Here is a 13,146-nt window from a genome sequence, read left to right as displayed (position 1 = left end):
ATAATATGGCCGGTATAGTTATTGGAACCGGAGAGAGGTCCCGCATGATCGAAATCCTGAACGCCACGGCACTGGGCCGGGCACAGACCACCGGAAAATTGGTCGCTGACATCCTGCAGAGCATGAAGCGGCGTGCCACGGTGGGGACCAACCTGCTGGAGATCGACGAGTGGACCAAGGAGATGATCCTCGAGGCAAGGGCCACGTCCTGCTATGTGGGTTACGAACCATCCTTCGGCCGGGGGCCGTTCGGCCACTACATCTGCACCTCGGTCAACGATGCCGTGCTCCATGGCCGGCCCCACGACTACGCCCTTGCCGACGGCGACCTGCTCACTCTCGATCTCGCCGTCTCACTGGAAGGGGTCGTGGCGGATTCGGCGATCAGCTTCCTCGTGGGGGAGACCGCGCAGCCGGAGAGCCTCGCGATGATCGACGCGACGGAACGCGCTCTCGCTGCGGGGATCGCCGCCGCCGGACCGGGAGCCCGAATCGGGGACCTCTCCCACGCGATCGGCACCGTCCTCAGCGACGCGGGCTACCCAATCAACACTCAATTCGGCGGCCACGGTCTCGGCTCCACCATGCACCAGGACCCGCACATCGTGAACACCGGACGTCCCGGACGCGGCTACAAGCTCCAGCCCGGGCTGCTGCTCGCGCTGGAACCCTGGATCATGGCCGACACCGACGAACTCGTCACTGCGGAGGACGGCTGGACGCTCAAGAGTGCGACGGGCTGCCGGACCGCGCACAGCGAGCACACGATCGCCATCACCGAGGACGGCGCAGAGATCCTCACCCTGCCGACGCGCTCCAGCGGCGGATCAGGCGTCTGACGACGTCGACCGTGCCGCACGCGAGGCCACCACGGAGGCGCCGATGATGAAGACCAGCAGCCACAGAGCGCCCCCAATAGCCCAGAGTCCGCCACCCTCGCCGAGGACTAGCAGTGCGAGGCCCGAGAACACGGGTCCCGCGCCTGCCGTCACGATCCAGCCCCACGCGGCCTGATGCGACCGCGCCCAGGTCTCAGCGTCCACCATGGTGGAGGGGATGCGGATCCCCACAAGTGCGTTCATCGGGAGCTTCCCATCCCGGCAGGTGAACCCGAGCCAGCTGGTGAGCAGCCCGGCCGCCGTCAGAAGGACTCCAAAGACGATCACCGCGAGCATCTAGCGCGGCTCCGCTTCTGCATCCGTGGACCGGCCTTCCCTACGCTCGGCCAGAGGACGATCGCGCGGACCACGCACCACATTCGGTTCACCCGATTGACGCGCGCTCCACATGAATGCAGCAAATGGCACCACCCAGAGACTCCAGGCGATGTCGGTGAGGGAGCGCTCGCCCTCCACAAGGTGGCGCACCACCTCGACGACGGTGGCGAGGAGAAGCCCCAGCGCCGCTCCGACGAGCAGGTCTTTGGTCTTCTTCCTCATACCGTCCCTCTCCGTCCGGTCCGACCTGGCCACCACTTTAGTTGCTCACTCCAGCCTCCTGGCAAGGATGACCAGATCCTCCAGGGTGGCTTCCTGACCATCAGGTCCCACCGCCGAGCGCTCCCGCAGCTCACCGACCTCGACCTCCCACGCCACGCTGGGGTGCAGCGCCTCCAGGTCACCTTCGAGAGTGGGCATCTCATCGGGGCCGTGCTTGTGCTGGGACCACGGCGGTGCGCTCGCATGGGAGACCACCAGCAGGCAGCCCCCGATCGACACTCGCCCGGCGGCCGCGCTCAGGATCTCGAGTCGGTCCAGCGCCACGGGGGACTGCAGGAAGGAAGCCGTGATCAGATCGAACGGGCCGGCGGGCATTGCCTCCGGAAGCGTCCCGGAGAAGAATTCGGCGCTTCCCTCGCCGAGGTCTTCTGCGTCAGCGCGGGACTGTGCCCGCGCGACAGCGGTCTCGGAGATGTCGACGCCGATGGCTTCCCAGCCTCGGCGGGCCAGCCAGAGCACGTCGCCGCCCTCACCACAGCCAAGATCCAGTGCTCGGCCTGCGGGCAGATCAGACACCAGCGAGCTCATCGTCGGATTGACACGGCCGGACCACACCCGCTCCGCATCCGCGTATCGGTTCTCCCAGAAGTCTTTCGGGCTTGCCTCAGTCACGGTCGGCCCCTCTCATCTCAGGGTCATCAGAACGGGCTGACCAGTGGGGCTCGCGAGGTCCGCGGACGCGTGGCCACATGCCAGCCAGCGAACAGCAAAACTATCAGCGTGACGTCCACTGCGTCTCCGCCGTAGTACATCAGCTGCGCTCCCGCACGGCCGTCAGCGGGCTCCACCCCCTGCGGGGGATGGGCATAGAGCCATTTCGCCAGGATCGAATGCGCGGCGATGAACAGGATCAGCACCGCAGAGCGCACCGGCATCGAGGCGCGGTGCGGGTCAGGGTCGAGCCCGATCAGCGATGCGGTGAAGAGGTAGCCCGCGACGAAGAGATGCAGGTGGACGAGGGCGTAGACCGCGGCGGAGGCATGCATCAGGTGGAACAGCTCGGTGGTGTAGAGAAGCCAGAGCCCACCCGCGTTCAGCGTCGCAGCAACCACCGGGTGAGTCAGCACCCTGATCCAGGTGCTGCGAAGGAACCCGCTCAGTCTCCTGGCCACCGTGGCGGGCAGTGCGCGCATCGTCAGCGTGATCGGCGCGCCCAGCACCATCAGCAGCGGAGCGACCATGCCCAACAGGAGGTGACCGATCATATGCGCGGTGAAGCTGGTGTGGGCCGCCTGGGCGACCGGCCCCAGGAGCCCCGCGGCAGCGCACGCGATTCCGGCATACCAGAACAGGGTTCGTCGGAGCGGCCAGGGGCTGCGCCCCCGGGCTGCCCAGAGCCCCAGGGCATAACCCAGAGCCCCGACCCCGAGAAGCAGCACGACGACGACGTCGAGCACGGTCCAGTCCATGCCCGCCACGGCAGGCACCCCACCATGGCCGCCGTCGTGCTGGTCCATCTGATGAGGCGCTGAGCCCACGTCCACGGTGCGCTCAGACCGCGGCGTCGCGAGGACGGGTGCGGCGCAGCATGAGCAGTCCGACGAGCAGCAGCGCCAGGGCGCTGCCGATCCAGACCGCGTCGTAGAGCAGCAGGTCCACGCCGTAGCGGATCTGGTGGATGCCCAGCACCTTATGACTGACCACGCCGTCCAGAAGCTGGAAGAATCCCACCCCCGTGATGACGGCGCCGCTCCAGCGCTTCCAGGGAACCGCAGTACGTCGACGCAGGTCCGCCAGCAGGAAGAGACCCCAGATGGTGATGAACCAGCCGAAGGCGTGGAAGAACCCGTCGGCAGTCAAGGCTGCTTCCGTGGTGGAGAGGTCGTAGAAGTGGTGCCACTGTAGGGCCAGATGGAAGATGAACAGGTCGATCATCGAGGCAGCGATCCCCGAACCGAAGAGCACGCCGGAGAGCAGCACGGGTCGGTCGATCCTGACCTTCGAGTGTCTGCTCACAAGGGTCAGCCTACTGATGCATCATGGCCTTGACCCCCATTGCTGGTGGTGGGGCTTCACGCGTGGGTGTAGGTCAGGCAGTCTGCATTGTCGGCTCCCGGACCTACACGGACTTCAGACGCATTGCACATCAGGTGATCGTTGTGGAGGCATTCAGTGCGCTGGCAGGCCCCGACCCCCGCCAACACCTTGGGAAGACCACCGTCGACGCCGATGTCGATGAACGTGGCACAGGTTGCATGGTCTTCCTCCCCACCGACCGTGATGGCCGCGGCGTTGCAGTGGGAATGGTCGTTGAAGGAACAGCGTGCGACGCTGCATTCCGAAACTTGTGTGCTCATGACAAGTACCCTCCTCGGTGTGACCGCCCGGGTTGGCGGGTCCATGTGTCCACCGTAGACCTGAATGGAGCGATCAAAAAGGATCAGTTGTGTGACCTAATCACCTTCCCCTGCGCGGATTTCGCGAGGCCGAACCAGTGTTTTCAGCTTGTTGGCGCTGACCTGTTCTCACAGCCGAACTGACCCGATCGCCCAAGGAGGCGGCCAGGGTTTGTTCAGCCGATAGCCAGTTCTTGCGAGGAATGGGCTGTTGCAGTCGGACCTGTATGGGGTTAAATGATCGGGCTCACACCCAGCGTCGTCGGAGGCCCCATCCGATGGGCGCGACGCACTATCTACGAAGGACGTCACATGACTCAGGCTGACCTGACTTATCGAACACTGGGCCGAAGCGGTGCCATCGTCTCTACCCAGGCGTTGGGAACGATGACTTTCGGGGCGGAGGCCGACGAGGCGACTTCGCACGCGCTCATCGACACCTACGTAGCAGCCGGCGGCAATTTCATCGACACGGCCGATGTCTACACCACAGGCACCAGTGAAGAGATCATCGGTCGGTGGCTCGGTTCTCACCCCACCGAGGCGCAGCAGATCGTCCTCGCAACGAAGGGGCGGTTCCCGATGGGGCAGGGCCCCAACGATCTTGGGACCTCGCGCCGGCACCTGCGTGAAGCGCTGGATGCGTCGCTGCGTCGACTCGGCGTGGACCACATCGACCTCTACCAGCTGCATGCCTGGGACGCGATCAGCCCACTGGATGAGACGCTGCGCTTTCTGGATGATGCGGTCACGGCCGGAAAGATCGGATACTACGGATTCTCGAATTTCACCGGATGGCAGCTCACCAAGGCTGTCCAACTCGCGGAGCGGCACGGCTGGTCGTTGCCGGTGACCCTGCAGCCCCAGTACAACCTGCTCGTCCGTGGAATCGAACATGAGATCGTCCCCGCAGCCCTCGACGCCGGACTGGGCCTGTTGCCGTGGTCGCCCCTGGGAGGTGGCTGGCTGAGCGGGAAGTACCGCCGAGATGAGGAGCCCACGGGTTCGACGCGCCTCGGAGAGAACCCGAAACGGGGCATGGAGGCCTGGGAGAAGCGCAACTCCGATGAACGGACCTGGCGCGTCATCGATGCGGTGTCCGCCGTCGCCGAGGAGCACGGCGCGTCCTATTCACAGGTGTCGCTGGCCTGGCTCAAGGCCCAGCCAGCGGTCACCTCTGTGATCCTCGGAGCCCGGACGATCGAACAGCTCCAGGACAACATGGGGGCGGACTCACTTGACCTGAGCACTGAACAGCTGGATCGGTTGACCGCTGCCAGCGAGCCTGAGACTGACGACTACCCCTACGGTGCCGCCGGCGTTCAGCAACGCCACCGCAAGATGAGCGGCGGACGGTAGGGGCCCGCCCATTGGAGATCAGACGAAAGAACGGGAGAGACGGTGACGAAGAGCGTCGAAAGCATCGAGGCAGAAGCTACGGAAGTTGCTACCGAAATAGGCACGATCCTTGCTGGACAAGGCGTGACCGTGGCGGTGGCCGAATCGCTGACCGGCGGGAAGCTCGCCAACCAGTTCGCAGCGACTACGGGCTCCGGTGAGTGGTTTGCCGGGGGAGTGGTGGCTTACCAGTCTGAGGCCAAACATCGGGTGCTGAACGTGCCAGAAGGTCCGGTGATCTCGGAAGACGCCGTCGTCAGCATGGTCGAGGGAGTGACAGCGCTCTTCGGATCAGACGCAGGCCTGGCAGCAAGTGGTGCCGGGGGCCCAGAAGGCCAGGAGGGACAGGCTCCCGGGACGACCTGGCTGGCTGCCGGAGTTCTGGGCACTGTCAAGACAGAACTGCATCACTTCTCGGGTGAACCCCTGGAGATTCTGGCCCAGACCCAGCTGCGTTCCCTGCAGCTGCTGCGATCCCTCTTGACACGGCACACGCTGTCAGCGCGGGAAGGGCACTGAACGCCCGCTTGAACTCGTGCCCAGCCAGTGACTCCAGGGATCACGAAGCCTCATAGAGAAAAGCGGCGAAGACCCGTGAATGCCCGCGGGGCAGACATGGATCTTCGCCGCTTTCGTCTGTCGTGCAGTCAGTGGCGCACGAGCTCCGAATGGCGCGGTGCTGGACCGCTACGAGGAGCAGGTGTCAGTTGGCGCTCAGGTACATGGTGTTCGACCAGTATGGAGAGTTCAGCGAATACTGCACTGTTCCAACGCGGGGGTTGTTGGCGCCGATCAGCTGACCGTTGCCCACGTAGATGGCTGCGTGGCTGCCACCGTTCTGGATCACGATGTCACCCGGTGAAGGGGACGAGACCTGGCGCATGGAGCTCATCATGGCGTAGGTGCTGCGCGGTACGGAGACACCGGCCTGGGAGTAGGCCCAGTTGATGAACCCGGAGCAGTCCCAGCCGCTGGGGCTGGTTCCGCCGAAGGAGTAGGGGTTGCCCAGGCCTGCATATGCGGCGCCGACGATCGAGCCGTTGCCGCCGCTGGAAGCTGGCGCGTCGCTCTGTGCCGACTCGGAGGAGGCGACCTGAGTGTTGCCCTGTGCCTGCTGCTGCGCTTGCCCGCCAGTGTCGGCCTGCTGGGGCTCCTGGGACGGGGCCGGCTCTGGTGCTGGCTCTGGCGCAGGGGCCGGCTCGGGTGCCGGCTCTGGTTCAGGCGCAGGGGCCGGCTCGGGTGCTGGCTCTGGTTCAGGCGCAGGGGCCGGCTCCGGTGCGGGTGCTGGCGCGGGGGCTTCCTCCGGTTCCGGCACTGGAGCTGGTTCGGGCTCAGGTGTGGGAGCTGGGGTGGACTCAACGACTGGGCGGTCGAAGGAGAGCTCGGCCTCGCGGGAGGCGGTCACTGCAACAGACGCGGTCTCGCTGGCACGCTCCACGCTGAGTCCTGAGGACGCCACGTCAAGCGTGGTCACTTCTGGGGACTCGACGTCGGTGCTGGCGCTGGCGGCGGCTCCGGAGGTGATCACCAGGCCCGAAGCGGCAACGGTAGCGGCAACGCCTCGGCTGAAGGAGCCAGCCTGGAACGCGACTGCGTTCGCGAGGGTGGGCCTCTTCTGGCGGCGCCGGTCACGGCGCGGTGCAAAAGTCATGTTCTCAGTCATCGGTGGAAACCTCTCCCAGTTGTTGCGGGGCCGCTTCTGTGAAGTGCGAACCGGGAAGTTCGCGCGCTCCTGGTCTCGATGGACCGCGATGCCCCGCACTCTGCCTAGCGGTAGTTTTGCGAACGACTCCGGTCAGCGGCAGAAGAGGTCTGACCCGAGGAGCTTGCGACATCGGACTGCAGTCGCGAGCACAAGTACGACGGTATAACAGACTGATAACGAATGTCACGTTATGGTCACGGTGATTTATGCCATGTGCATGGGATCGAGTGGGTCACACCAGGTCGAGACTCTCGGGAGAGTGTTATCTGGCCGTTGACCGGGTATCAGGCCCATTCCAGTATCTGACCCGTCCCACCGGTGGGGTCTCGGCGTCTCCACGCGCCGTCCCGCCGCATGGCAGATTGGGCGCTATGACATTGGAAGAGGAACTCGACCGGATCTTTGCAGATCGCGACCGCGACAACATGCAGCCGACGATCGACGCGCTGCTCCCCATTCTCGACGCTGAACCGTTGAACGCTCGTGTCCTCTATGAAGTCGGTGGCGCCTATGACACTGCCGGTCGGGAGGCCACTGCCCGAGGCTTCTATGAGAGGGCCCTCTCTGCAGGGCTCGACGGGGATCTGCTTCGGCGCTGCTATGTCCAGTACGGCTCCACGCTCAGAAACTTGGGCGAACACCAAGAGTCACTCGAGGTGTTCAGGACAGCCCGTCAGGCATTCCCAGCCTCCCCGGCGCTGGGCGTCTTCGAGGCCATCACACTCCATGATGCGGGAGAATCAAGCGCCTCAGTTGCTGCCCTGCTCGATCTGATCGTGGACTTCCTCGCATCACCGGCCATCGAGCGCTACAAGCCTGCCATCGCAGGTAATGCGGCTGCCATAAGGAGTCGCGTGAAACCTGTGTCCTCGTAGAAGCGGGTCTGTTCCCAGAGCACGTGAGCTTGGCGACACTGTGATCTCAAGCGTCTTCCTCCGCCTGGTCACGGTCGTCTGTGACGTAATACAGCGCGCCGACGGCCGCACCCAGCACAACCCGGGGATAGGGCACGCGCATTCGACGCAGAGCATCTTCGGAGGCTTTGTCGGCCCACCATCCGAACCGCCACAAACCGTAGGTGAAGACACCTGCGGCTGCTGCGTAGCCCAAACGACCTGATGGGCTCAGTGCGACGGTCTCCACCGTCTCTCGCCCGGACGCTTGTTTCAGTGCGGCGGAACCAACACCGGGCACAGCAACGAGGGCGGTCACCGCAGCCGCCGAACCCCAGGTCATGGTCTGACGCAGCCACGCTGGATACTTCGCTCCGGGTATCAGGGTCAACGCCCCACCGGCGAGGGGCTGAGACCATGGACTGTTCAGAAATCTGAAGGCCGTGTTCTTGGCGGACATGAAGTCCACCGTAGATGTCCCCGAGGTCCTTCTCATCAGCCGGAGGTTGGATCTTTCCCGAGGCCAGTGCCAGAAGCGTCCGGCCGGAATCAGGAAGGGCGGCGGGTGGACCACACCGCGAGACCGATGAGCGCGGGCTGGAAGAACAGGCGCACCAGGCGCTTGCGGTCCGTGTCCAGGCCGAACCCATCACGCCGATGCACATACTGCGCGATGTTGCCGGGGAAGACAGCGGCGAAGAAGAGTCCCGCTGCGCTGCCCACCAGTGGCCGGTGCTCCTTGGGAGAGAGCAGCAGCGCCGTCCCCAGCCCGATCTCGGCCACTCCTGAGGCCAGCACCGTCGTATCCGGGTCCAGCGGCAGCGACTTCGGAACCTGGGCACGGAACTCTTCGCGGGCCCAGGCCAGGTGGGAGACTCCGGCGAAGGTCAGAGCCGATCCGAGGAAGATTCTGCCGGTGGTGCGTGCAATGGAAGCCATGGCATCAGAGTAGCCCCGGCGGCAGCCACAAACGCTGGAGGAGGGGTTTTCAATCTAGAAGCGAAATGGTGGGCCCTGCCGGGATCGAACCGACGACAACCGCGGTGTAAACGCGGTGCTCTACCAGCTGAGCTAAAGGCCCGTGCGCAGGTCGCGCCCGCAAGACGCGATCTGCCGCAGCAAGAAGTGTAGCAACCCCCGAGTCAGGCTCAGGACCGTCCGCGGGCCTGGTTCAGCTGGGTCTGCTCGGCGGCATACAGCGCGGCCCCGACGATCCCAGCGTTGTTCTGGAGTCCTGCGACTTCGACCTTGGCCCGCAGGTCCTTGACCTGGGGGAGGAAGTCCTCGCTGCGCTTAGAGATCCCGCCGCCGATGATGAACAGCTCGGGAGACTGCAGCCGCTCCACATGCAACAGATAGCGGTTCAACAGCTTGCCGTACTCGTCCCAAGGCATGTCGGCGCGTTCGCGTGCCGCCGCAGATGCCTTCTTCTCCGCCACCTCGCCCTCGAACTCCAGGTGACCCATCTCGCTGTTGGGGACCAACACACCGTCGTGCACCAGGGCTGAGCCGATACCGGTGCCCAGGGTGATCGTCATGACCGTGCCCTCCAGGCCCTTGCCCGCGCCATAACGAGCCTCAGCAAGACCCGCGCCGTCGGCGTCGTTCAGGGTATGGATCTGGCCGGGCAGGTGCTTCAGCAGCGCCGCGGCATCGGTGTTGATCCAGGACTCGTCGATGTTCGCGGCGGAGAGCACGATGTTCTTGTCCACGATCGCCGGAAACAGCACGCCGACCGAAAGCTCGGACTCCTCCGGGGCTTTCTCCCGGCCCAGCAGCTCTTCGAGGATCTGGCCGATGACCTCGGCCACCGCTTCCGGGGTCGCCGGCTTCGGTGTGGGGATGCGGAAGCGCTCACCGGTCAACGTGCCCTTGTGCAGGTTGACGATCCCGCCTTTGATGCCGGTGCCGCCCACGTCGATGCCGATGGCCCGCTTGGGCAGGTCAGAGACGGTTTCGCTGGCAGGGGCGACGGCCTGGGCAGCCAGCGGCTGCTCGTGAGAAGAGCTCATAGTGGTGCAGTATCTCCGTGCTGTGGGGAGGGGACCGGACTCAGGCGCCCGAAGGCAGCGTGAGGATCTCGGCGCCGTCATCGGTGACGACCAGAGTGTGCTCGAACTGCGCGGTGCGCTTCCGGTCGCGGGTCACGGCGGTCCAGCCGTCCTCCCACATGTCCCAGTGGCGCGTGCCCAGGGTGAGCATCGGTTCGATGGTGAACACCATTCCCGGCTCCATCAGGCGCGCGTGGTCCGGTGCGGCATCGAAGTGCGGGATCACCAATCCGGTGTGGAACGCCTTGCCCACCCCGTGGCCGATGAACTCGCGTACCACACCATAGCCGAAACGCTTCGCGTAGGACTCGATGGCGCGACCGATCACGTTGATGGGCCGTCCGGGCTTCACCGCGCGGATCGCGCGCATCATCGACTCCTCGGTGCGCTCCACCAGCAGCCGAGACTCCTCGTCGACCTCACCGACGAAGAACGTGCGGTTGTGATCCCCGTGGACACCGTCGATGTAGGCGGTGATGTCCAGGTTTACGATGTCGCCCTCGGAGAGCTTGGTCGTGTCCGGGATGCCGTGGCAGATGACCTCATTCACCGAGGTGCAGATGGCCTTGGGGAACCCGCGGTAGGACAGGCAGGAGGGATACGCGCCACGATCGGTGAGGTACTTGTGAGCGTAGGCGTCGAGCTCCTCAGTAGTGACCCCGGGGCGGATCAGCTCGGAGGTGGCGACCATCGCATCCGCGGCCAGCTGCGCGGCACGGCGGATCCGCTCCACGGTGGCGGCGTCATAGACGTCCTCGCCGGTGTACTCCGGCGGCGCCTCCAGGCCCACGTAGTTGGGCCGCTCGATGTGTGCCGGGACCGGCCGCTCCGGGGAGACTGCGCCCTTGGTCAGGGTGCCCACCGGGGCATGGGAGGACAGGGGAGTGGACTGCTGGGTAGCCATGCGCGCCATCCTATCGGTCAGCCGAGACAGCGCTGCGGCGCGGGCGCAGCTGCAGGACCAGGGCCAGCACGGCGATCACTACCACTACGCTGATCGCCACCGGAAGTGACGAGCCCTGGGTCATCACGCCGATCGCCGGGGACAGTCCCAGCATCACCGCGCGCATGGCCCAGCTGATCCAGGTCACCCCGCTGTGATCCGGGAGCCCCGGGACACGGTCGGCCCGGGCGAAGGCCAGCGGCACGGTGACCGCACAGCCCAGTCCCGCCACCGCCAGGCCCGCGAGGGTCCATCCGATGCCGGGCGCCCAGGCCGCCCCAAGAAGTCCCAGGATCACGGCGCTCAGGCTCCCGACCAGCGAGGCGCGCTCACCGATTCGGTCGATCACCCGGTCGCCCAGCATCCTGCCGATGAACTGGGCGCCCAGGAGCACACTGAGTCCGACGCCGGCCGAGGCAGCGTCCATGCCCCGCTCCGTGGAGAGCAGCACCGCCGACCAGTTGTTGCCGATGTCCTCCACGGAGATTCCAGCGAGTGCGATCAGAGCCAATGGAAGCAGAATCTTGGCCGTGGACCAGCCCGAGGGGCGCACCGGAGCGTCCACCGCGTCTTCGGCGATCGGCTCGGGCATGAAGGCCCGCGCGGCGAGGCTCATGGCGAGGATGCAGAACAGCGCCCAGATCGCCATATGAACCACCAGCGGCACACCCATGACGGCGGCCAGTGTGCCCACGCCACCGCCGATCGCGGCGCCGATGCTCCAGCCGGCGTGCATGGAGTTCAGCAGGGACCTTCGGTAGGCGGCCTGGACGCGAAGGCCCTGCGAGTTCTGGGCGACGTCCACGCTGGCGTCGCCGAAGCCGGTCAGCAGCAGGCCCAGCACCACCACCCAGGGGCTGCCCAGCGCGACCCCGACCGCAGCCAGGGTCAGTGCGGCACCCATCCAGACGCTGCCGAAGGCCGCGGTCCGGGCCACGCCGATCCTGCGCGCGATGATTCCCGGGACATGCAGCGCCAGCGCGCCGCCCAGGCCGAGTCCGACCACCACCAGACCGAAGATCGCCGGGCTCAGCTCGAGAGTGTCTTTGACCTCGGCGTAGCGCGCCAGCAACGAGGCCGGCAGGGCGCCGTTGGTGGCGAAAGCGACCATGGTTGCCAGCCGACTGCACCGCAGGGAAGGCGGGCTGCGCCGTCGTCGTGAGGTGGCTGATTCGGTGCCGGATGGGGAGCTTGCGTGCATGAGCAGAATTCTGACACGCCGCCGCGGCCCGGCAGTTCATCAGGGGCGTAGTCTGGTCGCATGAGTACCGAATACTGGTTCAACGTGCGCACTCAGCAGATCGAAGAAGGCGCGCAGTCCTCCTGGAAGCACCTGCTGGGCCCCTATGCCTCTCGCGAGGAAGCTTCCGAAGCGCTCAAGCGCGTCGAGGAGAACAACGAAGCCTGGGATGACGAGGAAGAAGAATTTCAGATCTTCGAGGACGGCGGAGAGAGCGCCGAGCCCTCGGGCTGAGCTCCGCTCAGTTCTTGAAGCTGTGCTCCTCGGCCGGGAAATTCCCCTCGCTGACATCCTTGCGGTACTGCCCCGCAGCCCGAGAGACCACCTCGCGGAGATTCGCGTACTGCTTGACGAACTTCGGCACCCGGCCCGAGCCCAGGCCCAGCATGTCCTGCCAGACCAGCACCTGGCCCGTGGTGCCGTTGCCGGCGCCGATTCCGATCGTGGGCACGCGCAGCTTGCCGTCCACCTCGGTGGCCAGCTCCGCAGGGACCATCTCCATGAGCACGCAGAACGCGCCCGCGGCCTCCAGTGCCAGCGCGTCGGCACTGAGCGCCTCAGCGGCCTCCCCGCGACCCTGCACCCGGTAGCCGCCCAGGGCGTGCTCGGACTGCGGCGTGAATCCGATATGCGCGATCACCGGGATTCCCGCTGCGACCAGCGCGCGGACATGTTCGGCCATCGCCGCGCCGCCCTCGATCTTCACGGCCTGCGCACCGCCCTCCTTCATGAACCGCACGCCCGTGGCCACGGCCTGGGCGGGGGAGGACTCGTAGCTGCCGAAGGGCAGATCGGCGACGACCAGTGCGCGGTTCGCGCCGTTGACCACTGATTTGGTGAAGACCAGCATCTCCTCGGTGGTGATCGGCAGCGTGGAGGCGTGCCCCATCATCACGTTCGCCGCCGAGTCACCGACCAGCAGCAGCTCGATCCCGGCCTCGTCGAAGATCGAGGCGATCTGCGCGTCATAGGCGGTCAACATGGAGAATTTCTGGCCGGCATCCTTGAACTGCTGAAGATGCACGGTGCGTACCCGCTTGGGGCTGATCTGCTCGGACATGAGATCAGGCTACCGAACTCT

The 13,146-nt window shown here is 65.7% G+C and carries 18 protein-coding genes and 1 tRNA gene; 5 read left to right on the top strand and 14 right to left on the bottom strand.

Annotated elements, in window-relative coordinates:
• Positions 1-44: 44 nt before the first annotated feature.
• Positions 45-839, top strand: a complete 795-nt coding sequence (gene map, locus IY716_RS02125) for a type I methionyl aminopeptidase (RefSeq protein WP_218219993.1) — start codon at positions 45-47, stop codon at positions 837-839.
• On the opposite strand, the gene IY716_RS02120 is transcribed toward map (IY716_RS02125), so the two are convergent.
• The 6 genes from IY716_RS02120 to IY716_RS02095 are packed head-to-tail and all read right to left on the bottom strand — an operon-like array spanning position 828 to position 3,796.
• A complete protein-coding gene (locus IY716_RS02120; protein WP_218219992.1) occupies positions 828-1,175 on the bottom strand; it encodes an SdpI family protein in 348 nt (115 codons plus the stop codon). The two genes, map (IY716_RS02125) and IY716_RS02120, sit on opposite strands and share 12 nt — an antisense overlap.
• A complete protein-coding gene (locus IY716_RS02115; RefSeq protein ID WP_218219991.1) occupies positions 1,176-1,439 on the bottom strand; it encodes a hypothetical protein in 264 nt (87 codons plus the stop codon). It lies immediately after the preceding gene.
• 45 nt (positions 1,440-1,484) lie between these two features.
• Positions 1,485-2,111 (bottom strand): class I SAM-dependent methyltransferase, encoded by a 627-nt coding sequence (locus IY716_RS02110; protein WP_218219990.1) that lies wholly within the window; start codon positions 2,109-2,111, stop codon positions 1,485-1,487.
• Positions 2,112-2,137: 26 nt separating this feature from the next.
• Positions 2,138-2,956: a cytochrome c oxidase assembly protein gene (locus IY716_RS02105; protein ID WP_218219989.1), complete on the bottom strand. Its 819-nt coding sequence runs from the start codon at positions 2,954-2,956 to the stop codon at positions 2,138-2,140.
• Positions 2,957-2,990: 34 nt separating this feature from the next.
• Positions 2,991-3,455, bottom strand: coding sequence for a DUF2243 domain-containing protein (locus IY716_RS02100; RefSeq protein WP_369699557.1), 465 nt, complete (start codon positions 3,453-3,455; stop codon positions 2,991-2,993).
• A 56-nt stretch (positions 3,456-3,511) separates the two neighbouring features.
• Entirely contained in the window at positions 3,512-3,796 is a 285-nt protein-coding gene (locus IY716_RS02095) for a DUF1540 domain-containing protein (RefSeq protein WP_218219988.1), read from the bottom strand.
• 366 nt (positions 3,797-4,162) lie between these two features.
• Here IY716_RS02095 and IY716_RS02090 point away from each other — a divergent pair, with 366 nt between their 5' ends.
• Complete coding sequence (locus IY716_RS02090) at positions 4,163-5,194, top strand: aldo/keto reductase (protein WP_218221351.1); 1,032 nt, start codon at positions 4,163-4,165, stop codon at positions 5,192-5,194.
• Between the two features lie 42 nt (positions 5,195-5,236).
• The gene (locus IY716_RS02085; protein WP_218219987.1) at positions 5,237-5,752 is read left to right on the top strand and encodes a CinA family protein; all 516 of its coding nucleotides are present in this window, start codon (positions 5,237-5,239) and stop codon (positions 5,750-5,752) included.
• Positions 5,753-5,936: 184 nt separating this feature from the next.
• On the opposite strand, the gene IY716_RS02080 is transcribed toward IY716_RS02085, so the two are convergent.
• Complete coding sequence (locus IY716_RS02080; RefSeq protein WP_218219986.1) at positions 5,937-6,884, bottom strand: C40 family peptidase; 948 nt, start codon at positions 6,882-6,884, stop codon at positions 5,937-5,939.
• A 425-nt stretch (positions 6,885-7,309) separates the two neighbouring features.
• On the opposite strand from IY716_RS02080, the gene IY716_RS02075 reads away from it, so the two are divergent.
• On the top strand, positions 7,310-7,813 hold the full coding sequence (locus IY716_RS02075) for a tetratricopeptide repeat protein (RefSeq protein WP_218219985.1): 504 nt from the start codon (positions 7,310-7,312) through the stop codon (positions 7,811-7,813).
• Between the two features lie 46 nt (positions 7,814-7,859).
• Here IY716_RS02075 and IY716_RS02070 read toward each other — a convergent pair whose 3' ends face one another.
• From IY716_RS02070 to IY716_RS02045, 6 genes are all read right to left on the bottom strand, one after another.
• Positions 7,860-8,291 carry a hypothetical protein gene (locus IY716_RS02070; RefSeq protein WP_218219984.1) on the bottom strand — a complete coding sequence of 144 codons (432 nt, stop codon included), beginning with the start codon at positions 8,289-8,291 and terminating at the stop codon, positions 7,860-7,862.
• 89 nt (positions 8,292-8,380) lie between these two features.
• The gene (locus tag IY716_RS02065; protein WP_218219983.1) at positions 8,381-8,770 is read right to left on the bottom strand and encodes a DoxX family membrane protein; all 390 of its coding nucleotides are present in this window, start codon (positions 8,768-8,770) and stop codon (positions 8,381-8,383) included.
• Between the two features lie 66 nt (positions 8,771-8,836).
• Positions 8,837-8,912, bottom strand: a tRNA-Val gene (locus IY716_RS02060).
• 67 nt (positions 8,913-8,979) lie between these two features.
• Positions 8,980-9,843, bottom strand: a complete 864-nt coding sequence (gene ppgK, locus IY716_RS02055; protein WP_218219982.1) for a polyphosphate--glucose phosphotransferase — start codon at positions 9,841-9,843, stop codon at positions 8,980-8,982.
• 40 nt (positions 9,844-9,883) lie between these two features.
• On the bottom strand, positions 9,884-10,786 hold the full coding sequence (map, locus tag IY716_RS02050) for a type I methionyl aminopeptidase (protein ID WP_218219981.1): 903 nt from the start codon (positions 10,784-10,786) through the stop codon (positions 9,884-9,886).
• Positions 10,787-10,796: 10 nt separating this feature from the next.
• On the bottom strand, positions 10,797-11,936 hold the full coding sequence (locus IY716_RS02045) for an MFS transporter (protein WP_218219980.1): 1,140 nt from the start codon (positions 11,934-11,936) through the stop codon (positions 10,797-10,799).
• 150 nt (positions 11,937-12,086) lie between these two features.
• Between IY716_RS02045 and IY716_RS02040 the strand changes: the two genes are divergently transcribed.
• The gene (locus IY716_RS02040) at positions 12,087-12,299 is read left to right on the top strand and encodes an SPOR domain-containing protein (RefSeq protein WP_218219979.1); all 213 of its coding nucleotides are present in this window, start codon (positions 12,087-12,089) and stop codon (positions 12,297-12,299) included.
• Positions 12,300-12,306: 7 nt separating this feature from the next.
• On the opposite strand, the gene panB is transcribed toward IY716_RS02040, so the two are convergent.
• Positions 12,307-13,125 (bottom strand): 3-methyl-2-oxobutanoate hydroxymethyltransferase, encoded by an 819-nt coding sequence (panB, locus tag IY716_RS02035; RefSeq protein ID WP_218219978.1) that lies wholly within the window; start codon positions 13,123-13,125, stop codon positions 12,307-12,309.
• Positions 13,126-13,146: the final 21 nt, after the last annotated feature.

The organism is Nesterenkonia sp. Act20 (assembly GCF_019173455.1).
Taxonomy (GTDB): Bacteria; Actinomycetota; Actinomycetes; order Actinomycetales; family Micrococcaceae; genus Nesterenkonia.
Note: the sequence above shows the minus strand (reverse complement) of the source record. Positions and strands in the feature narration are given on the sequence as shown.